This window comes from Salmonella sp. SAL-020, assembly GCF_017372215.1.
Lineage (GTDB): Bacteria > Pseudomonadota > Gammaproteobacteria > Enterobacterales > Enterobacteriaceae > Salmonella > Salmonella enterica.
In genome coordinates this window covers 1,427,750-1,447,105 of record NZ_CP071690.1, presented here as the reverse complement: position 1 = coordinate 1,447,105, position 19,356 = coordinate 1,427,750, and the positions used below count along the sequence as shown (strand labels likewise).

Sequence of the window (19,356 nt, the reverse complement as noted above, 5' to 3'; positions counted from 1 at the left end):
AAGGGCAGAGCCTGCGGCCCTGCCCTTTTCAGTTATCAGGCCTCAGACTCCTGATCCGGCGCCGGAGGCACCACCACGCCTTCACGCGGGGCGTCCGGGTTCGGCGCGGGCAGATTCATCAGCTTCGCCAGAATGCTCGCCAGCTTCAGGCGCATTTCCGGGCGGCGAACTATCATATCAATAGCGCCTTTTTCGATCAGGAACTCACTGCGCTGGAATCCCGGCGGGAGCTTCTCACGAACGGTTTGTTCGATAACGCGCGGGCCAGCGAAGCCAATGAGGGCTTTTGGCTCGGCGATGTTGAGATCGCCCAACATCGCAAAACTGGCGGAAACGCCGCCCATTGTCGGATCGGTCAATACCGAGATGTAGGGCAGACCACGTTCCTGCATTTTAGCCAGCGCCGCCGAGGTTTTCGCCATCTGCATCAGCGACATCAGCGCTTCTTGCATACGCGCGCCGCCGGAAGCAGAGAAACACACTAACGGACAGTTGTCTTCCAGCGCCTGTTCAACGGCGCGAACGAAGCGTGCGCCAACGACAGACCCCATTGAGCCGCCCATGAACGCGAATTCAAACGCGGCGGCGACAACCGGCATACCGTGAAGCGTCCCTTTCATGACCACCAGCGCGTCTTTCTCGCCGGTTTCTTTCTGCGCGGACGCCAGTCTGTCTTTATATTTTTTGGAGTCGCGGAACTTGAGCACGTCTTTTGGCTCCAGCTCGCTACCCAACTCCACAAGGGAACCTTCATCTAACAGGCTATGCAGGCGATTGCGCGCCGACATGCGCATATGATGGTCACACTTAGGACAGACCTCAAGATTACGTTCCAGCTCAGCGCGGTATAAAACCTGACCGCAGCTATCACACTTGGTCCACACCCCTTCAGGAATGCTAGCCTTGCGGGTGGGAGTAATGTTGCTTTTAATTCGTTCAATCCAGCTCATTGGTGACCTTTCTGCCTGAACCTTAGTCAGCTTTATTATAAGGGGCGCATAATGCCATTTTTGCCCCCAACAGACCATGAATGTTGCACATTAAAACATAACAGCCCGAAACTTTGGATAAAAAAGTGGTCGAACCGCTGAGTTACTTTCTATTTTGCGGCACGCGACGCAGCGCGCTTATGCCGGACAATCTCAATGACGCCAGGTAATATCGAAACCACGATAATCCCCACAATCAGCAGCTTAAGGTTATCCTGAATCAACGGTATCGTACCGAAGAAATAACCGGCGTAGGTAAAGAGCAGCACCCACAGCAGCGCGCCGATGACGTTATAGGCGGCAAAATGCCGATAGGACATGTGCCCCATCCCTGCCACAAACGGCGCAAAGGTTCTGACGATCGGCACGAAGCGAGCGAGAATGATAGTTTTACCGCCGTGTTTTTCATAAAACTGGTGGGTTTTATCCAGATAACTGCGGCGGAAAATTTTCGAATTCGGATTACTGAACAGTTTTTCGCCGAACAGTCGACCAATCGTGTAATTTACCGCATCGCCGACAATTGCGGCGATCAGCATTAACGCCACCATGACATGCACATTGAGATCGTTGGTTTCCAGCGAAGCCAGCGCCCCGGCGACAAACAGCAGCGAGTCACCCGGCAGGAACGGCGTGACGACCAGGCCGGTTTCACAAAACAGAATCAAAAACAAAATAGCGTACACCCAGACGCCGTACTCCGCGACCAGCTCCGCCAGATGCACATCGATGTGCAGAATAAAATCAATAATAAAGTAGATCAGGTCCATATTTGTCTTTGCCTTTCTACCCGACACGTTTCGGGTGTACGATTCGGATTAGTCCGCCAGAAATAGCGGGCCCATTGGCGGTTTTGGAAGGTCAAACCGGTCAGGGTAATCCACCGCAACCAAATATAGCCCCTCCGCCTTCGCCGTTGCCGCCGCCAGCGTTCTGTCCCTGGCCGCTAACAGCTCTGCGATCCAGCTCTCCGGCTGGTTGTGAGCGCCTACTTCCAGCAGGCTGCCGACAATATTCCTGACCATATGATGAACAAAGGCATTCGCTTTGATATCGACCACCACATAAGGGCCGTGGCGGGTAACGTTGATGTGCATCACATTACGCCACGGCGTGCGCGACTGGCACTGCACCGCGCGAAACGAGGTAAAATCATTTTCGCCAAGCAGACACTGCGCCGCGCGATGCATCCGCTCTGCATCCAGCGGCTCATAGTAATGCGTCACGCCTTTTGCTAATACCGCAGGACGCAGTCGATGATTGTAGATGATATAGCGATAACGGCGAGCCGTAGCGCTAAATCGCGCGTGAAAATCATCCGGTACAGTTTTCACCCAGCGCACGGCAATGTCACCAGGCAAATTCGCATTTACCCCCAGCGTCCATGCCGCATCTTTGCGCAATGCGGTCGTTTCGAAATGGACAACCTGCCCGGTGCCGTGAACGCCGGCATCGGTGCGCCCGGCGCAGAACACGTTAATAGGTTCATTTGCCACCTGCGAGAGCGCTTTTTCCAGCTTTTCCTGCACGCTGCGCACTTCATTCTGACGCTGCCAGCCATAATACTTGCTGCCGTCGTACTCAATACCCAGCGCAATTTTATAGACCGGCGATGATTGCTGTCCGGACATCAGTACAGATACTCCTGCACCAGCTTCTCCGCAATTTTAACGGCCATCAGCGCGCCGCCGAAACGCACGTTGTCCGCCACTGACCAGAACTGAATTTGTTCCGGCATACCGTAATCATTATGCACACAGCCAATAGAGAGCTGTGGATTGCCGGAAGCGTCGCCCACCTGCGTCGGGTAATCCGTCTCTTCTGACAGTACGATATCTTCACCGCGGGAAAATGCCTCGCGCGCCTCTTCCGCCGCCAGCGGACGGAGCGCTTCAAAGCTCACCATCTGCGCATGGCCATAGAACACCGGTGACTGCACGACACTGGCGGAGATCATCACGCCATCGTCCTGCAAAATTTTACGCACTTCATCGACGATACGACGTTCCTGGCGCACGCTGCCTTCCCGATCCGGCAGCAGCGGCAGCATATTGAACGCCAACTGGCGGCCAAAGAAATCATCTTCATCAATCGGTATGCCGTTAAGCAGCTTCGCACTCTGTCCAGCCAGCGCATCGACCGCTTTTTTCCCCTGCGCGGACGCTGATAACATACTGGTGACGGCGATGCGCGACAGTCCCCCCTGATCGATTAACGGCTTGAGCGCCGCCAGCAGTTGACTGGTCAGACTATCGGCGACCGCAATCACGTTACGGTTACGGTAATCCGCCAGTACATACGGGTTAACTTCCGGCACGACCAGCGGCACATCAGGCTCCAGCGCGAACAGACCGCTGGAATCTATCACCAGGCAACCTGCATTAGTCGCGTCGTCTATCCAGGCAGCCGATGCCTCTGCGCCGGCAACGAAAAACGCCAACTGCGCCTGCGTCCAGTCAAAGTCCGCCGCATCCTGGACAATGACCGACTTGCCACCAAAACGGAGGTGCTCGCCCGCGCTTTCATGACGCGCCAACGCATAAATTTCACCGACCGGGAACTGGCGTTCAGCCAGTGTTTCAAGCAGGGCTTCGCCTACGGCGCCCGTTGCGCCCAGAATGGCAATGTTCCAGCCTTCAGACATGGTGATTTACTCCAGAAATACATAAGCGTCCCTGTCGCATTATTCGACAGGGAGCATTAAGAAGACATTAATGTGCCGGGTGATGAACAGCGTTAAAACCTAGCTTACACAGCAAGGCGGCTGCCGTTTCGTCGTCACACATCACGTATAAAGACGACCATTCACGGCGCTCAAGATAATTTTTACGCAATTTATCAAATTCACCCGGAATTCCAGCGACTTTACGCAGCGGCGCATCGTCGCGGCGCACATCATACACCAAATGCGCCAGTCTTTTCAGCGTCGGTTGATCCAGCGGGCCATGAAGCGTAATACGACCAAACTCAGGCGCAGGCAGTAATGTCTCCAGCGCGACATGCTGCTCGCGGCCAATAAACGCGCTATACGCCTCAAAGACCTGAGTGGTGCCGCGCGCTTTGCCTTCCAGCGTATAACCGGCAATATGCGACGTGCCGATATCCACGGCTTCCAGTAGCGCGACGTTAAGATCCGGTTCGCCCTCCCACACATCAAGCACCACGCTCAGCGGCTGCCCGGCATTAAGTCGCGCCAGCAACGCGGCGTTATCCACCACCGGACCGCGGCAGGCGTTAATGAGAATGGCGCCGGGTTTCAGTCGACGGATCAGCGTCTCATCGGCCAGATGCAGCGTTTTGTACGGTCCGTCTTTATAGAGCGGCGTATGGAAAGTCAGGACATCCGCTTCCTGCACCAGCTCATCCAGCGTACGAAAATCACCCTCGTCCCCGCGTGCGGCGCGTGGCGGATCGCACAGCAACGTGCGGATACCCAACGCTTCAAGCCTGGTCTGTAGCCGGCTTCCGACGTTACCCACGCCGACAATCCCTATAGTGCGATCGCGTAACGAAAAGCCGTCACGTTCGGCCAGCATCAACAGCGCGGAAAACACATACTCCACCACGGCGATAGCATTACAGCCGGGCGCGGCTGAAAAACCGATGCCCGCCTGCTTCAGCCATGCCTCATCCACATGATCGGTGCCTGCCGTAGCAGTACCAACGAAGTTAATCGGCGTGCCGCTCAGCAGCGATTCATTCACTTTCGTGACCGAACGCACCATTAACGCATCGGCATGGTTCAATTCTTCAACGGGGATCGGGCGACCCGGCACTGCCTTTACCTCACCCAGGCGGCTAAATAATTCGCGGGCGTAAGGCATATTTTCATCAACGAGAATTTTCACGACTGTCGTACCTGTTTGAGAACGAGAGTTAACCGGACAAGTGTGCCATAATCTGGCCGCCAGGCATATATTGCTCAGATTTATGGTTAAAGGATAATTAATTATGCATCCCATCTCCGGCGCCCCTGCACAGCCTCCAGGCGAAGGGCGTAATCCTCTTTCCGCTGCGAGCGAGCAGCCGCTTTCCATGCAACAGCGTACGGTACTGGAAAGGCTGATCACGCGCCTGATTTCACTGACCCAGCAGCAAAGCGCGGAAGTATGGGCCGGAATGAAACACGATCTGGGGATAAAAAATGACGCGCCGCTACTGTCGCGCCACTTCCCCGCCGCTGAACAGAATCTTACCCAGCGTCTGGGCGTAGCGCAGCAAAATCATGCCAATCGTCAGGTGCTTTCACAGCTAACAGAGCTGCTTGGCGTCGGGAATAATCGTCAGGCCGTCAGCGATTTTATCCGTCAACAATACGGTCAAACCGCGCTTAGCCAGCTTACGCCCGATCAACTCAAAAACGTGCTGACGCTCCTGCAACAGGGGCAGCTTTCCATTCCGCAGCCGCAGCAACGTCCGGCAACGGATCGGCCATTATTGCCTGCTGAACATAATACGTTGAATCAGTTGGTGACGAAGCTGGCAGCCGCGACCGGCGAGTCAAACAAACTTATCTGGCAATCAATGCTGGAACTCTCCGGCGTGAAAAGCGGCGAGCTCATTCCGGCAAAGCAGTTTACCCATCTGGCGACATGGCTACAGGCGCGGCAGACGCTGTCACTACAACACGCGCCTACGCTACATACGCTTCAGGCTGCGTTAAAACAACCGCTTGAGCCGGACGAACTCACAGCGATCAAAGAGTATGCCCAGCACACTTATCAAATTCAGCCGCAAACGGTGCTGACCACCGCCCAGGTGCAGGATTTACTTAACCATATTTTCCTGCGTCGCGTAGAGCGGGAGACTGATGAGCTGGAACCGCTCTCTATTCAACCCATCTACCGCCCGTTTGCGCCGATGATTGAAACCGTGAAAAATCTGTCTGCGCGGCCAGGCCTGTTGTTTATCGCGCTAATAATTGTACTGGCGCTTTTCTGGCTGGTTTCTTAACCACGCCGGAACGATAATATCGTCACCAGGATGCCAACCACAGCGGAGATCGCTCCCGCGAGGAATACGGAAGGATAGCCGCATGACGTGGCCAGCATGCCCGCCAGCGGGCCGGTAACGCCGTAGGAGATATCCTGAAACGCGGCGTAGCCGCCGAGCGCCGTACCGCGTACCTGTGCAGGTACGCGTTTCACAACCTCCACGCCCAGCGCCGGGAAAATCAGTGAACACCCTGCCCCGGTGAGCGCCGCGCCTACCAGCGCTATCCAGGCCGTCGGCGCCAGCCACAAGAGCAGCAACCCTGCCGTCTCAACCAGCAATGAGACAACGGCGACCTTCACGCCGCCAAAGCGGTCCGGCATCCAACCGAACAATATGCGCATCAGTACAAACGCACCGCCAAACGCGGTCAGGGTGAATCCCGCCATCGTCCAGCCATTGCTGACAAAATAAAGTGAAATAAACGTACCGATGACGGCAAAGCCCACGCCCTGCAATGCCAGGCCCAGGCCCGGTTTCCAGATAAGCCCGACCACGCTCCACAGTGAAGGTCGCTCCCCCGTATACGCAGGCACTTTACGCACGGTGCCGTTGAATGCCCAGGCCAGCAGCGGTAAAACCATCGTCGTCCCCGCCAGCGCCGCGAAGCCGTGGCTATGGATCAGCAAGCCCAACGGCGCACCGGCCGCCAGCGCGCCGTAAATCGCCATCCCGTTCCACGACATCACCTTACCGGAACGCGTTGGGCCAACCAGCCCCAGTCCCCAGGTCAGGGTTCCGGTCAGCAGCTGGCTTTCGCCAAATCCGAGGATCAAACGCCCGACAATAAGCAGCGCGAATTTTATCGGCGCGGAAACCGGCAACAGCGCGGCCAGGAGCCAGGCGGCGCCCGCCAGCCCGCAGGCAAACATCCCCTGTAACGCCGATCGTTTAGCGCCATATTGATCCGCCAGTCGTCCGGCATAGCCGCGCGTCAGTACCGTCGCAAAAAACTGAATGCCCACGGCGATCCCAACCATCGTATTGCTATAGCCCAGTTCGTGATGAACAAAAAGCGGGATGACGGGTAACGGCAGGCCGACCGTCATATAGGTCAGGAAAACCGCAAAGGCGATGCGGAACAGCGAAAAATTCGCAGACGGGGTCGTTGTTTTTTGGCTAACTGCTGTCATGCATTACTCCAGAATGCAGAGTAAGGCGGGGAAAGGCCACGCCCCCCTCTACCTGAACGTCAGGATTAAGGTGCGTTGGATAACGTTAAACGCTTACGCATTATCGGAAGGATAATGTAGAGAGTGAAGTCTGCCTGTGAGACGCGAAACTTGTCAACCTTGAAATTGCAGCCAGGGTATCAACGTGGCGGCGTGTCATCAAACAGAAAGGGAAAGACCGCTTTCATCCCTCTCACCTTAAACCGTCCGGTCACCTGCTTGCGCTGTTCTGGCGTCAGTAACCTGAACATCATCTCCCAGATATCTTCAGGCTCCGCTTCCTGTAAGGAAATGGGTTCTGGCGTCGGTTCCTCTCCGCTGTCGTCCAGATAACGATGAACATAGAGAGGGAAAACAGATATATGAAACTCCTCGGCCTTTGATTTAACACGCTTACGCCTGACCCCCGCTTTCCCTTCACTGTACTTATATAAACGTTCGCGAACCGCAGGCTCGCTTCCCGGAAACCCCGGTAAGCCAAGACATTCCTTAACCGTGAACCATTCCTTTGCCATCGGTTTCTTTCCTTTCCCCTGATGAAATAAAAATATTTCTTCTTTTTCGCGAAATTTTGCTTTCTTTCTGGCACTATTCTCAGAGTGAAAAAGAAAGTAACTTTCTTTTTCTCGCGCTAATTTTTACCTTAAAAATATCGGTGCCGATAACACATCTTCTTAGGATTACAGAATGGAACCAAAAAGCCAAGACTGGCATCGTGCAGATATTAAAAGTGCACTTGAAAAAAGAGGTATTACGCTCAGAGATCTTTCTCGTCAGGCCGGTTTATCACCTGATTCACTGCGCAATGTCTTTACCCGTTCCTGGCCGAGAGCTGAACGGATTATTGCGGACGCGCTGGGCATCACGCCGCAGGAGATCTGGCCGTCGCGCTATGATGATATGCAAATAAAAAATGATGCCGATATCGCAGAATAATAGTTAATGCTGAATAAATTAGCCCTAACTTATCAATCTCAACAATTAATAAATATTTAAACTTATTCTATTGAAAATAGTAATAGCACTATCTGTCATGCTTCCCGAATCAAATACTGTTAAAGCATTACGTCATTGCTATTACGTATTTTATTAACAGGAATCATTATGAGTTGGGATAAAAGAGTGGCGGTTAATTATGCCAAAACGCATGCAGGTTCTCATTCTCAAGGCCGGTGTGCGGAATTTACCCGAAAGGCAATTCAGGCGGGCGGTATCACGCTGGGGCATACGTATCATGCGAAAGATTATGGCCCAATGTTAAGAAGCGCCGGATTCACCGCTATTGGTACCTATGAAATGCCGCGCGAGGGTGACGTCATCATTATTCAACCTTACGCTGGCGGAAACCCGAGCGGTCACATGGCGATATACGATGGCACAGAGTGGTATTCAGATTTTAAACAACGCGATATGTGGGCCGGCCCGGGCTACCGGGCAGCCAGGCCCTCATATACCATCTACAGGAAGAATTAATGAAAACGTTCTCCCTTGTCGCGCTTATCCTGTTGCTTTGTAGTTGCTCCACGCCTCATCACGACAGTACGCAGGCCGTGAAGCAGTTCTATACCTCATGGATGACGACGTTCACGAACGATGTGAATCCCCCTGACGACACCACCGCCTTAATGCAACGTTACGTTGCCAAAGAGGTTATTCATCGCCTGGCGCTAATACAGTCCCTTTATGAACAGGAGATTGTGGGGGCAGATTATTTTATGTATGCGCAGGACTATGCGCCAGAGTGGATTCCACAGTTACGGGTTGGGAAGGCACACCCTTTCCTCGGCGGAGAAAAAGTGGATGTTCTGTTGGCTACAGAGTCAACGCCCATCCACCTGGAAGTTTATACCCGTTGGGAAGAGGGACGCTGGAAAATTTACCGCGTTCGGGATGCTGACAGGGGTTATGAACAGCCGATTTATGACGCAGGCGCCATCACCCAGGCTGAGGCCTGGTCAGCGAAAGTCGCGCCGGAATATAAGAAGCATTAAAAAAGGGAACCGCCATCGGTCTCTTGTTCGTACCGGAGAGGTTAAAGCGCCTCTTGCATCAGGCGCTTATTCCGTCGCTGAAAACAGTAAGCCGAAAATAACCCAGGCATTATTTAAAATATGAAGTATTATCGGTATCATTAACCCTCGACTTCTCATTCGAACAACGCATAATATCGATGAAAAAACAAACAGATAAACAAAAGTCACCGCAAAGAGATATTGTGTATGCATAAATGCAAAAGCGAGTGAAGTAATAATAATACCGGAAGCTCTTGAGTATCGACCCCAACCGATACTGCTGTTTAATAAAAACCCTCTGAATATAATTTCCTCCGCCACAGGAGCCAGAAAGCACATCGCCAGCGTGTTAAGAAATTTATGAAGAAAAAATTGCCTTGATAACTCGGCCATCCAGGGTTCCGGGCCACTAAAAACATTGTAGAGAACGGTAAGGCACACCAGGGCCAGCGCCGGAACAAAACACTCCACGAATGATAAGCGACCCAATGATAAAAACGGGTAATACTTTGAATAAATACTCCAGGCGGCAATCGCATAGACAAAAACAATACTATATATAAAAGGCGCAGCCAGACCTCCCAAATAAAGCCAGGCATAGGAAGGCGAAAATGAGGCAAAAACAAAAATGCCGAACAAACCAAATAAAACAGCCACACAACTCAAACTATGCCTAATTTTATCTAATGTATTAGTTGGCATTTATATAATATCCATATAATTTGTTGTTCCCTGAATGAAAAAACAGGTCGCATTAGCGACCTGTTTCATTATTGATACTACAACGTAATAGTCAGGCTTACAACTTACGCATCACCAGCGTGGCGTTGGTGCCGCCAAAACCGAAGCTGTTAGACATTACGGTAGTCAGTTCACGCTCGGTCGTTTCGGTCACGATGTTCAGACCCGCAGCCTGCTCATCCAGCTCTTCGATGTTGATACTCGGCGCGATAAAACCGTGCTCCAGCATCAGCAGAGAGTAGATGGCTTCCTGCACGCCAGCCGCACCCAGCGAGTGGCCGGTCATCGCTTTGGTCGCGGAGATAGCCGGGCTGTTATCGCCAAACACTTCACGGATTGCACCGAGTTCTTTCACGTCGCCTACCGGCGTGGACGTACCGTGAGAGTTCAGGTAGTCGATCGGCGTGTCTACGCCGTGCATCGCCATCTGCATGCAACGTACTGCGCCTTCACCAGACGGAGCAACCATGTCTGCGCCGTCGGATGTTGCGCCGTAACCGACGATTTCCGCATAGATATGCGCGCCGCGCGCCAGAGCGTGTTCCAGCTCTTCGACAACAACCATACCGCCACCGCCCGCGATGACAAACCCATCACGGTGCGCATCATAGGTACGGGACGCTTTTTCAGGCGTATCGTTATATTTGGTGGACAGTGCGCCCATCGCATCGAACTCACAGGCCATTTCCCAGCACAGCTCTTCGCCGCCGCCAGCAAAAACGATGTCCTGTTTGCCCAGTTGGATCTGTTCAACCGCATTGCCGATACAGTGTGCGGAGGTCGCGCAAGCGGAACTAATGGAGTAGTTCACGCCATAAATTTTAAACGGCGTAGCGAGGCAGGCGGAAACGCCGGATGCCATTGCTTTCGTCACCACATACGGGCCCACGGCTTTCAGACCACGCGGGCTACGCATGGCATCTGCGCCAAAGACCTGGAATTTCGGGGAGCCGCCGCCGGAACCTGCAATCAGGCCGACACGCGGGTTATTCTGATAGACTTCCGGCGCCAGACCGGCGTCGGCCACTGCCTGCTCCATAGACAGATAAGCATAGATGGAGGCGTCGCTCATAAAGCGCACGACTTTGCGGTCAATGAGGCCAGTGGTATCCAGTTTTACGTTGCCCCATACCTGGCTACGCATGCCGGCGTCCTTCAGCTCCTGAGAGAAAGTGATCCCTGAACGTCCTTCACGCAGAGATGCCAGGACTTCCTGCTGGTTATTACCGATGCTGGAAACGATGCCCAGGCCAGTAATCACTGCACGTTTCATTCAATACCTCTGTAATTCGCACTATTTTTAAGTTTCGATTGGCACAATAGCGTACACTTGTACGCCGAACAAGTCCGATCAGCCATTTAGTACGGAAATTTGCGCCATCAGGCACACATCGTTAAGATCGCGATACCGCCCGTCAGACGAGTAACTTACGTGAAACAATACGCCATACAACCCGCCACACTCGAATTTAACGCTGAGGGTACACCTGTTTCCCGAGATTTTGATGATGTCTATTTTTCTAATGACAATGGACTCGAAGAGACACGCTACGTTTTTCTTGGCGGCAATCGTCTTGCGGAGCGATTTCCCGTACATTCACATCCATTATTTATAGTCGCGGAAAGCGGTTTTGGCACCGGACTCAACTTCCTGACGCTGTGGCAGGCGTTTGACAGCTTTCGTTCTGCGCACCCACAGGCGACGCTGCAAAGGTTACATTTCATCAGTTTTGAGAAATTCCCGTTAACGCGCGACGATCTGGCGCTGGCGCACCAACACTGGCCGGAGCTCGCGCCCTGGGCAGAGCAGCTGCAGGCGCAATGGCCGCTGCCGCTCCCGGGGTGCCACCGCCTATTGCTGGATCGGGGTCGGGTGACGCTGGATTTGTGGTTTGGCGATATTAATGAGCTGACCGACCAACTGGACGCCACGCTGAATCAAACAGTCGACGCCTGGTTCCTCGACGGTTTTGCCCCGGCGAAAAATCCGGATATGTGGACGCCAAACCTGTTTAACGCGATGGCGCGGCTGGCGCGGCCCGGCGCAACGCTGGCGACGTTTACCTCGGCGGGCTTCGTTCGTCGGGGATTACAGGAAGCCGGTTTTACCATGCAAAAACGCAAAGGCTTCGGACGTAAACGCGAGATGCTTTGTGGAGTGATGGAACAACACCTCATGCCGACCCTTTCCGCGCCCTGGTTTTACCGCAGCGGAAGCGAAAAACGTGAAACGGCGATCATTGGCGGCGGCATCGCCAGCGCGCTGTTATCACTGGCGTTACTGCGTCGCGGCTGGCAGGTGACGCTCTATTGCGCGGACGACCAGCCCGCCCAGGGCGCCTCCGGTAATCGACAGGGTGCGCTTTATCCACTCCTTAGCAAACATGACGCCGCCATTAATCGCTTTTTCCCGACCGCATTCACCTTTGCCCGTCGCCTGTATGATGCCCTGCCCGTCTCTTTTGATCATGACTGGTGCGGCGTGACACAGCTCGGATGGGATGAGAAAAGCCAGCAGAAAATTGCCCAGATGCTGTCCCTGGCGCTGCCCGCCGAACTGGCCTCGGCGCTCAATGCCGAAGAGGCGGAACAGGCGGTTGGCGTGACGACACGCTGCGGAGGAATTACCTATCCGGCAGGCGGCTGGCTATGCCCGGAACAATTAACTCGCGCAGTCATCGCACTGGCGACCGAACAGGGTTTACAAACGCGCTTTCGCCATACGCTCACGTCGCTCGTTGCGCAGGAGTCGCGCTGGCAACTGCGCTTTATGTCAGGTGAAACCGCCAGCCATGAGACCGTCGTCCTGGCGAACGGCCATCAGATTAACCGTTTTGATCAGACCCGGCCGCTGCCGGTGTATGCCGTCGGGGGGCAGGTCAGTCATATTCCCACCACCCCCGCCCTCTCGGCGTTGCGTCAAGTGTTATGCTACGACGGCTATCTGACGCCGCAAAATCCGCATAATCAGCAGCACTGTATTGGCGCCAGCTATCACCGGGGCGACGAAAGCACCGTCTGGCGCGAAGAAGATCAGCGTCAGAACCGACAGCGTCTGCTTGACTGTTTTCCGGATGCGAAATGGGCCACAGAGGTTGACGTTAGCGGCAACAGCGCCCGTTGCGGCGTGCGTTGCGCCACCCGCGACCATCTGCCGATGGTGGGCAACGTCCCGGATTACCACGCCACGCTGACGCATTACGCCGATTTAGCCGATAACAAAACGTCGGCGGCGCCTGCGCCTGTGTATCCGGGTTTATTTGTGCTTGGCGCACTGGGATCGCGCGGTTTGTGCTCAGCGCCATTATGCGCAGAAATTCTGGCGGCGCAGATGAGTAACGAGCCGATTCCACTGGATGCCGGTACGCTGGCGGCGTTAAATCCAAATCGGTTATGGGTGAGAAAGTTATTGAAGGGAAAAGCGGTGAAGTAATGGGTCAGTCAATAGCGGAAGGCGGCAAGCGTCGCCTTCCGGCCCACGGCGTTATTGTTTTGCCTTGTCGAACAAATTGTCCCACATCGCTTTGACTAACGCCTGATCGCGCGGCGACAGTTCGCCGGCGCCGATCGCTTTCTCCAGACTTTGGCTAACGTTGGCATAGACCGCCTCAACGGAGTGGTCATCACCGCTCTCCAGCTCGGCAATGGCTAACGTCAGGTGGCCACGCAGGTATCCACTGGCAAAAAGCTCATCGTCGCTGGCGTGCTCTACCATATCGTCAATTAATGCCAGAATGCGTGATTCAAACTCCGCGATCATCTTCTTTCCTCATTGTAAACGTGGCGCTGGCTTTAATTAAGCGCTTCCGGCCACGGGAACTGTTCCGCCTTAAGTTCGGGCGTGTGATAGTAATTCTGTAGCGCTTTGATGAAGCGGGCCGGACGTTCAGGAATGCCCTGCTCCAGATACGCCATTACCTGCGCATGAACCCGGCGCTGAAACGCCACGCGATCCGGCTCAATATCGCCTTCCAGATTGTCGCAACTGACGTTAAAGGGATACCCCGCCGCCACGCAAAACAACCAGTCGAAAGCCTGTGGCTTCACCTCGACGTCTTCAAATTGACTTTGGGTCTGCGCGTCGCGTCCATCCGGGCAGTACCAGTAACCAAAGTCAACCAGTTCGCGGCGCGCCTTACCGGCGATACACCAGTGAGAAATCTCATGCAGCGCGCTGGCGTAAAACCCATGCGCAAAGACGATGCGGTGGTACGGTACCTGCGCGTCAGCAGGAAGATAGATCGGTTCGTCGTCGCCTTTAATCAGACGGGTATTAAATTCTTCGGCAAAGCAGCCGTTAAAAATCTCAATTAACTGTTCGTAATGGTGCGTATTGTTCATTAATTCATCCCCAACCAGTGGAGGATCTCCTGTCCGTGGCTATCATAAAGTAACCTGGCGCTCATTACCGCCGAGACAATAACGATCATCGGTCTGATAAGCTTTTGGCCTTTGCTCAATACCAGACGCGACCCCATTCGCGCCCCTAAAAACTGACCAACCAGCATCACGAAGCCCGTCGCCCAGATCACTTTGCCGCCGATGATAAATAACAGCAGGCCGCCAACGTTGGAGGTAGCGTTAAGCACTTTGGCATGTGCCGTGGATTTCGCCAGGTTATAGCCACATAAGGTGACAAACGCCAGAGCGTAAAACGACCCGGCGGCAGGCCCGAAAAAGCCGTCGTAAAACCCGACGCATCCCCCGGCTATCAGCGCGAACGGTAATCCATACAGGCGGCGCTGGCGATCTTCCTCGCCCAGCTTCGGCATCAATAAAAAATAGAGGCCGATGAAAATCACCAGGATAGGCAAGATCTGGCGCAAAATATCCGCCTGCACGTGCTGCACCAGCAGCGCGCCGCTCATCGAGCCAATGAACGTCATCAGAATATTGAGCTTTTGCTCGGCCAGGTTTACCACTTTACGGCGAATAAAATAGAGCGAAGACGAGAGGGAGCCGCCGCACGCCTGTAATTTATTGGTCGCCAGCGCGTTTGCCGGCGACATCCCGGCGGCCATCAGCGCAGGGATAGTGAGCAGCCCTCCGCCCCCGGCGATAGAATCGATAAATCCTGCCAGTACGGCGACAAAAAACAGCACCACCAGCAGCAGCGGGGAGACCATAAACAGATCATAAAAATTGTCCATCAGAGTACATGCTCATCCAGTAGCGCCTGGCAGGAAGGCGGCAGCGGCGGCGGTGTCTTCTTCTCAGGCTTTGTGGTGCCAGGTTTTGGCGGTTCGAACCAGCTTTGCAGTTCAGCGCCGCATCCATCGCCCGGCGGGGGTAAAGGTTGATCTTCGCACTCCAGGCTGTCGGCAGGGCAGCGTAAACGCACGTGCATATGCGCGCGATGCTGGAACCAGGGGCGTACTTTACGTAGCCAGTCACGATCGTTTCCGGCATCGAGGCAAAGCTGTTGTTTAATAGCCGGATTGACGAAAATACGGGTGACGTCATTGTCTTGTGCCGCCAGTTTGATCAGACTGGCGATATCCGACGACCAGCGCGACGGCACGACGTGTTTACCGTCGCGGGACACCAGATCTAACGCCTGCGGGCGCAATAGCTGCGCCTGGCTCCAGCGCGTTTTCGGCAACTGCAAGAAAATATCCACATCAAGCCCGGTCTGATGACTGGCGTGTCCGCCATTAAAGCGGCCTCCGGCAGGCATCCCCATGTCGCCTATCAGGACGGTTCCGAGCCCCCGTTGCTGCGCCTGATGACTCAACCGCTGGATAAACATGACCAAGTCCGGGTGGCCGAAATAACGGCGCTGATCGGTGCGCATCACCTGATAATTATCGGACTGTACCGGCAACGTGTCGGCGCCGATGATGCATCCGTTGGCAAAGCTACCGATAGACTGGGCGGCGCCGGGGACAGGATGGGTTATTTTCTGCCACGGCGTCGCCGCCAGGCTGGCGCTACTGACAAACCATGCCAGCAGCGCAATCGCGGTTTTTTTCATTTCTTACCAGCGTGGAATCTCTGTCTTTACATCCGCATTCTGTGCCCGATGGCGCAGCAGGTGATCCATCAGCACGATCGCCAGCATGGCTTCTGCGATCGGCACTGCGCGAATCCCCACACACGGATCGTGGCGCCCTTTGGTGATCATTTCGACTTCTTCACCCATCCGGTTGATCGTACGTCCCGGCACGGTAATGCTGGAGGTAGGTTTCAGCGCCATATGCGCCACAATGTGTTGCCCGCTACTGATACCACCGAGGATGCCGCCAGCGTGGTTGCTCTGAAAACCCTGCGCCGTGATTTCATCGCGATTCTGGCTGCCGCGCAGCGCCACCACGTTAAATCCTTCGCCGATCTCCACGCCTTTCACCGCATTGATGCTCATCAGCGCATGGGCGATGTCCGCATCCAGTCGGTCAAAAACCGGTTCGCCAAGCCCTGCCGGCACGCCGCTCGCCATCACCGTCACTTTCGCGCCGATGGAGTCGCCCTCTTTTTTCAGCGCGCGCATCAGTTCGTCCAGCGCGTCAAGTTTGTCCGCATCGGGACAAAAGAACGGATTAAGCTCAACCTGACGCCAGTCTTTAATCTCCAGCGGAATATCGCCCATCTGGGTCAGGCAGCCGCGGATTTCGATGCCGAACTTTTCCGCCAGGTATTTCTTGGCGATCGCCCCTGCCGCTACGCGCATCGCGGTTTCACGCGCGGAAGAACGTCCACCGCCACGGTAATCGCGCAGGCCGTATTTCTGCTCATAGGTGTAATCCGCGTGTCCCGGACGAAAAACATCTTTAATCGCGCTGTAGTCCTGCGAGCGCTGATCGGTGTTTTCAATCAGCAGGCCAATGCTGGTGCCGGTCGTCACGCCATCAAACACGCCGGAGAGAATTTTTACCTGGTCCGGTTCGCGGCGCTGGGTAGTATAGCGCGAGGTGCCGGGGCGGCGTCTGTCGAGATCGTGCTGCAGATCGGCCTCCGTCAACGGGATGCCGGGCGGCACGCCATCGACGATACACCCAAGCGCCAGCCCGTGTGATTCGCCGAAAGTGGTTACGCGAAAGAGTTGTCCAATTGTGTTTCCTGCCATCACGGCTCCGTTATCGTTGTTGTCGTTTGCGTGTTTTAATCTTTATAAATGTTGAAATGTTCACGGGCCGCGAGCAACTGCGCTTTGGTCAACATAAAGACGCCATCGCCGCCGTTGTCAAACTCCAGCCAGGTGAACGGCACATCCGGATACTGCTCCATCAGATGTACCATGCTGTTTCCGACTTCACAAATCAGAACGCCGTCATCGGACAGATAATCCGGCGCATTCCCCAGGATACGACGGGTCAATTTGAGGCCGTCAGTGCCGGACGCCAGCCCCAGCTCAGGTTCGTGGCGATATTCGTTCGGCAGATCGGACATATCCTCCGCATCGACATAAGGCGGGTTAGTGACAATCAGATCGTACTGAACTTTCGGCAGATCGCGGAACAGATCGGAACGGATTGGCGTCACGTGATGGATAAGACCGTGTTCTTCAATGTTATGCTCGGCGACAGCCAGCGCATCCGGCGAAATATCGACCGCATCAACCTCTGCGTCCGGGAAAGCATAAGCACAGGCGATGGCGATGCAGCCGCTGCCGGTGCACATATCCAGAATATATTTCGGCTGTTGGCTAATAAGGCCGGCGAAGTGGTTATTAATCAGCTCGCCAATGGGCGAACGCGGCACCAGCACGCGCTCATCGACATAAAATTCGTGGCCGCAGAACCAGGCTTTATTGGTCAGGTAGGCGACCGGGATACGCTCGTTAATGCGACGAATCACTCGCTCGACAATGCGGTGTTTTTCGCTGGACGTCAGCCGCGCGGTCCGCATATCTTCCGGAATATCCAGCGGCAGATAAAGAGACGGCAACACCAGTTGTACCGCTTCATCCCACGGGTTATCGGTACCGTGTCCATACCAGATATTCGCCGCGCTAAAGCGGCTTACCGCCCAGCGCAACATGTCCTGAATGGTATGCAGTTCACTTACTGCTTCATCGACGAAAATTTTATCCACGTATTCCTCCAGGGCATGCTCGCATTAAATTCGGCGGCTAGTTTGCCACGAAGACAGGGATAAATCAGCATTGACGCGGCGGGAGAATACGAAAAATCCGTTTTGACCGTTCGGATATCCTCCGGGTCGGGTAAACTAAGGCAAAAGATCAGACGAGACCCACGAATGAAAAAGAAAACATCGCTCAGCGAGGAGGACCAGGCGCTGTTCCGTCAGCTGATGGTCGGCACCCGAAAGATTAAACAGGATACTATCGTCCATCGGCCGCTGCGCAAGAAAATCACGGAAGTCCCTACCCGAAGGTTAATTCAGGAACAGGCGGACGCCAGCCACTATTTTTCCGATGAGTTCCAGCCGCTGCTCAATACGGAAGGGCCGGTAAAGTATGTCCGTGAAGATGTCAGCCATTTCGAGCTAAAAAAAATGCGTCGCGGCGACTATTCGCCAGAACTGTTTCTGGATTTACACGGCTTAACGCAGCTTCAGGCCAAGCAGGAACTGGGGGCGCTGATTGCCGCCTGCCGTCGGGAACATATTTTTTGCGCCTGCGTCATGCATGGACACGGTAAACATATTCTGAAACAGCAAACGCCGTTATGGCTGGCGCAGCATCCGCATGTGATGGCCTTTCATCAGGCGCCGAAAGAGTACGGCGGCGACGCCGCGCTGCTGGTGTTGATTGAAGTGGAAGAGTGGCAACCGCCCGAATTACCCTGATGCGGAATTGCCGGATGGCGGCGCAAGCGGCTTATCCAGCCTACGAACAGCCAACGCTGTCGCAGGCCTGATAAGCGAAGCGCCATCAGGCAGCAAAGATTAAATCGCTTTCGCCATTTTCAGATTGCAGGGACTCATTTGCCAGTTGAATGTCCCCTTGCCGCTTTCATCAAGCGTAACGTTGGCAATTGCGGACGTCGTGAACATCGGCGGCGTTTCGCCCGGACAAAGCTCAGATACCAGGTATCCGACCAGAGGTAAGTGAGAAATCACCAGCACCGATCCGATCTCTTCATTGGCCAGCGCCTGGAGGTAGGCGCTGACCAGACCGACATCGCCACAGGGCGTTAGCTCCGGCAGGACATCCACCTGAGCCGGCAGATTCATACAATCGCCGACCACATCTAACGTCTGTTCGGCCCGAAGAAACGGACTCACCAGAACACGTTCGATATCCACTTTTTGACCTTTCAGCCAGTTCGCCATCAGGCGAGACTCGTCACACCCACAAGGGGTCAAGGGACGAACCGAATCACTGGCGGCATCGAGGGCTGCGTCGCCGTGACGCATGATAAAAACTTGCATATTGCACCGCTTTTGTTAACCAGTTTCACCAACACGCTTACCACATGCCCCTATTGGCTGCGGCAAAAATGCGGTGGCCGGCATTGTGCCTTATCCATTCACTGAATGAAACGCTGT

The 19,356-nt window shown here is 54.5% G+C and carries 22 protein-coding genes; 6 read left to right on the top strand and 16 right to left on the bottom strand.

Annotation, left to right across the window (positions count from 1 at the left end; genetic code table 11):
* Positions 1–35: 35 nt before the first annotated feature.
* The 5 genes from accD to pdxB form a co-directional block, all read right to left on the bottom strand.
* Positions 36–950, bottom strand: coding sequence for an acetyl-CoA carboxylase, carboxyltransferase subunit beta (gene accD / locus J1G48_RS06830; RefSeq protein ID WP_000118383.1), 915 nt, complete (start codon positions 948–950; stop codon positions 36–38).
* A 149-nt stretch (positions 951–1,099) separates the two neighbouring features.
* A complete protein-coding gene (locus J1G48_RS06825; RefSeq protein WP_000364318.1) occupies positions 1,100–1,759 on the bottom strand; it encodes a DedA family protein in 660 nt (219 codons plus the stop codon).
* 48 nt (positions 1,760–1,807) lie between these two features.
* Positions 1,808–2,620 (bottom strand): tRNA pseudouridine(38-40) synthase TruA, encoded by an 813-nt coding sequence (truA, locus tag J1G48_RS06820; protein WP_000016631.1) that lies wholly within the window; start codon positions 2,618–2,620, stop codon positions 1,808–1,810.
* Complete coding sequence (locus J1G48_RS06815; RefSeq protein ID WP_001289141.1) at positions 2,620–3,633, bottom strand: aspartate-semialdehyde dehydrogenase; 1,014 nt, start codon at positions 3,631–3,633, stop codon at positions 2,620–2,622. The genes truA and J1G48_RS06815 overlap by 1 nt, the downstream gene beginning before the upstream one ends.
* 67 nt (positions 3,634–3,700) lie before the next feature.
* On the bottom strand, positions 3,701–4,837 hold the full coding sequence (pdxB, locus tag J1G48_RS06810; protein ID WP_000699176.1) for a 4-phosphoerythronate dehydrogenase PdxB: 1,137 nt from the start codon (positions 4,835–4,837) through the stop codon (positions 3,701–3,703).
* A 103-nt stretch (positions 4,838–4,940) separates the two neighbouring features.
* Between pdxB and flk the strand changes: the two genes are divergently transcribed.
* Positions 4,941–5,942, top strand: a complete 1,002-nt coding sequence (gene flk / locus J1G48_RS06805) for a flagella biosynthesis regulator Flk (protein ID WP_000553397.1) — start codon at positions 4,941–4,943, stop codon at positions 5,940–5,942.
* Here the strand turns inward: flk and J1G48_RS06800 are convergent.
* On the bottom strand, positions 5,939–7,114 hold the full coding sequence (locus J1G48_RS06800) for an MFS transporter (RefSeq protein WP_000127723.1): 1,176 nt from the start codon (positions 7,112–7,114) through the stop codon (positions 5,939–5,941). The genes flk and J1G48_RS06800 overlap by 4 nt on opposite strands.
* Before the next feature lie 179 nt (positions 7,115–7,293).
* Positions 7,294–7,668 carry a hypothetical protein gene (locus tag J1G48_RS06795; RefSeq protein ID WP_001051261.1) on the bottom strand — a complete coding sequence of 125 codons (375 nt, stop codon included), beginning with the start codon at positions 7,666–7,668 and terminating at the stop codon, positions 7,294–7,296.
* Between the two features lie 172 nt (positions 7,669–7,840).
* On the opposite strand from J1G48_RS06795, the gene J1G48_RS06790 reads away from it, so the two are divergent.
* From J1G48_RS06790 to J1G48_RS06780, 3 genes are all read left to right on the top strand, one after another.
* Positions 7,841–8,089, top strand: coding sequence for a transcriptional regulator (locus J1G48_RS06790; protein WP_000433425.1), 249 nt, complete (start codon positions 7,841–7,843; stop codon positions 8,087–8,089).
* Between the two features lie 168 nt (positions 8,090–8,257).
* On the top strand, positions 8,258–8,626 hold the full coding sequence (locus J1G48_RS06785; protein WP_000118258.1) for an NlpC/P60 family protein: 369 nt from the start codon (positions 8,258–8,260) through the stop codon (positions 8,624–8,626).
* On the top strand, positions 8,626–9,144 hold the full coding sequence (locus tag J1G48_RS06780; protein ID WP_000847547.1) for a YbjP/YqhG family protein: 519 nt from the start codon (positions 8,626–8,628) through the stop codon (positions 9,142–9,144). The genes J1G48_RS06785 and J1G48_RS06780 overlap by 1 nt, the downstream gene beginning before the upstream one ends.
* Before the next feature lie 66 nt (positions 9,145–9,210).
* On the opposite strand, the gene J1G48_RS06775 is transcribed toward J1G48_RS06780, so the two are convergent.
* Both J1G48_RS06775 and fabB read right to left on the bottom strand, forming a co-directional pair.
* On the bottom strand, positions 9,211–9,867 hold the full coding sequence (locus tag J1G48_RS06775) for a type II CAAX endopeptidase family protein (RefSeq protein ID WP_001142904.1): 657 nt from the start codon (positions 9,865–9,867) through the stop codon (positions 9,211–9,213).
* A gap of 97 nt (positions 9,868–9,964) precedes the next feature.
* Positions 9,965–11,179 (bottom strand): beta-ketoacyl-ACP synthase I, encoded by a 1,215-nt coding sequence (gene fabB / locus J1G48_RS06770; RefSeq protein WP_000817161.1) that lies wholly within the window; start codon positions 11,177–11,179, stop codon positions 9,965–9,967.
* Between the two features lie 159 nt (positions 11,180–11,338).
* Here fabB and mnmC point away from each other — a divergent pair, with 159 nt between their 5' ends.
* Positions 11,339–13,339, top strand: a complete 2,001-nt coding sequence (gene mnmC, locus J1G48_RS06765; protein ID WP_000816086.1) for a bifunctional tRNA (5-methylaminomethyl-2-thiouridine)(34)-methyltransferase MnmD/FAD-dependent 5-carboxymethylaminomethyl-2-thiouridine(34) oxidoreductase MnmC — start codon at positions 11,339–11,341, stop codon at positions 13,337–13,339.
* A 51-nt stretch (positions 13,340–13,390) separates the two neighbouring features.
* On the opposite strand, the gene J1G48_RS06760 is transcribed toward mnmC, so the two are convergent.
* Genes J1G48_RS06760 through prmB form a run of 6 tightly spaced genes read right to left on the bottom strand, consistent with a single transcriptional unit; the run spans position 13,391 to position 17,937 of the window.
* Entirely contained in the window at positions 13,391–13,666 is a 276-nt protein-coding gene (locus J1G48_RS06760) for a YfcL family protein (RefSeq protein WP_000559749.1), read from the bottom strand.
* A gap of 32 nt (positions 13,667–13,698) precedes the next feature.
* Entirely contained in the window at positions 13,699–14,247 is a 549-nt protein-coding gene (locus J1G48_RS06755; protein WP_001066345.1) for an elongation factor P hydroxylase, read from the bottom strand.
* A complete protein-coding gene (locus J1G48_RS06750) occupies positions 14,247–15,056 on the bottom strand; it encodes a sulfite exporter TauE/SafE family protein (RefSeq protein WP_000368599.1) in 810 nt (269 codons plus the stop codon). The genes J1G48_RS06755 and J1G48_RS06750 overlap by 1 nt, the downstream gene beginning before the upstream one ends.
* Positions 15,056–15,880 carry a penicillin-insensitive murein endopeptidase gene (mepA, locus tag J1G48_RS06745; RefSeq protein WP_000750428.1) on the bottom strand — a complete coding sequence of 275 codons (825 nt, stop codon included), beginning with the start codon at positions 15,878–15,880 and terminating at the stop codon, positions 15,056–15,058. Before mepA ends, J1G48_RS06750 begins: the two co-directional genes overlap by 1 nt.
* A gap of 3 nt (positions 15,881–15,883) precedes the next feature.
* Entirely contained in the window at positions 15,884–16,969 is a 1,086-nt protein-coding gene (aroC, locus tag J1G48_RS06740) for a chorismate synthase (protein ID WP_000918457.1), read from the bottom strand.
* Between the two features lie 35 nt (positions 16,970–17,004).
* Positions 17,005–17,937, bottom strand: a complete 933-nt coding sequence (gene prmB / locus J1G48_RS06735; protein WP_001542329.1) for a 50S ribosomal protein L3 N(5)-glutamine methyltransferase — start codon at positions 17,935–17,937, stop codon at positions 17,005–17,007.
* A gap of 165 nt (positions 17,938–18,102) precedes the next feature.
* Between prmB and smrB the strand changes: the two genes are divergently transcribed.
* On the top strand, positions 18,103–18,654 hold the full coding sequence (smrB, locus tag J1G48_RS06730; RefSeq protein ID WP_000730794.1) for an endonuclease SmrB: 552 nt from the start codon (positions 18,103–18,105) through the stop codon (positions 18,652–18,654).
* A gap of 99 nt (positions 18,655–18,753) precedes the next feature.
* On the opposite strand, the gene sixA is transcribed toward smrB, so the two are convergent.
* The gene (sixA, locus tag J1G48_RS06725) at positions 18,754–19,239 is read right to left on the bottom strand and encodes a phosphohistidine phosphatase SixA (RefSeq protein WP_001195800.1); all 486 of its coding nucleotides are present in this window, start codon (positions 19,237–19,239) and stop codon (positions 18,754–18,756) included.
* Positions 19,240–19,356: the final 117 nt, after the last annotated feature.

Bases quoted from the DNA above. Each gene is read 5' to 3' on its own strand.
- flk (WP_000553397.1), top strand. From the start codon at position 4,941: ATGCATCCCATCTCCGGCGCCCCTGCACAGCCTCCAGGCGAAGGGCGT.
- J1G48_RS06755 (WP_001066345.1), bottom strand. From the start codon at position 14,247: ATGAACAATACGCACCATTACGAACAGTTAATTGAGATTTTTAACGGC.
- fabB (WP_000817161.1), bottom strand. From the start codon at position 11,179: ATGAAACGTGCAGTGATTACTGGCCTGGGCATCGTTTCCAGCATCGGT.
- J1G48_RS06825 (WP_000364318.1), bottom strand. From the start codon at position 1,759: ATGGACCTGATCTACTTTATTATTGATTTTATTCTGCACATCGATGTG.
- aroC (WP_000918457.1), bottom strand. From the start codon at position 16,969: ATGGCAGGAAACACAATTGGACAACTCTTTCGCGTAACCACTTTCGGC.
- J1G48_RS06780 (WP_000847547.1), top strand. From the start codon at position 8,626: ATGAAAACGTTCTCCCTTGTCGCGCTTATCCTGTTGCTTTGTAGTTGC.
- J1G48_RS06760 (WP_000559749.1), bottom strand. From the start codon at position 13,666: ATGATCGCGGAGTTTGAATCACGCATTCTGGCATTAATTGACGATATG.
- J1G48_RS06795 (WP_001051261.1), bottom strand. From the start codon at position 7,668: ATGGCAAAGGAATGGTTCACGGTTAAGGAATGTCTTGGCTTACCGGGG.
- accD (WP_000118383.1), bottom strand. From the start codon at position 950: ATGAGCTGGATTGAACGAATTAAAAGCAACATTACTCCCACCCGCAAG.
- smrB (WP_000730794.1), top strand. From the start codon at position 18,103: ATGAAAAAGAAAACATCGCTCAGCGAGGAGGACCAGGCGCTGTTCCGT.
- mepA (WP_000750428.1), bottom strand. From the start codon at position 15,880: ATGAAAAAAACCGCGATTGCGCTGCTGGCATGGTTTGTCAGTAGCGCC.
- J1G48_RS06800 (WP_000127723.1), bottom strand. From the start codon at position 7,114: ATGACAGCAGTTAGCCAAAAAACAACGACCCCGTCTGCGAATTTTTCG.
- sixA (WP_001195800.1), bottom strand. From the start codon at position 19,239: ATGCAAGTTTTTATCATGCGTCACGGCGACGCAGCCCTCGATGCCGCC.
- J1G48_RS06785 (WP_000118258.1), top strand. From the start codon at position 8,258: ATGAGTTGGGATAAAAGAGTGGCGGTTAATTATGCCAAAACGCATGCA.
- J1G48_RS06775 (WP_001142904.1), bottom strand. From the start codon at position 9,867: ATGCCAACTAATACATTAGATAAAATTAGGCATAGTTTGAGTTGTGTG.
- J1G48_RS06790 (WP_000433425.1), top strand. From the start codon at position 7,841: ATGGAACCAAAAAGCCAAGACTGGCATCGTGCAGATATTAAAAGTGCA.
- J1G48_RS06815 (WP_001289141.1), bottom strand. From the start codon at position 3,633: ATGTCTGAAGGCTGGAACATTGCCATTCTGGGCGCAACGGGCGCCGTA.
- truA (WP_000016631.1), bottom strand. From the start codon at position 2,620: ATGTCCGGACAGCAATCATCGCCGGTCTATAAAATTGCGCTGGGTATT.
- J1G48_RS06750 (WP_000368599.1), bottom strand. From the start codon at position 15,056: ATGGACAATTTTTATGATCTGTTTATGGTCTCCCCGCTGCTGCTGGTG.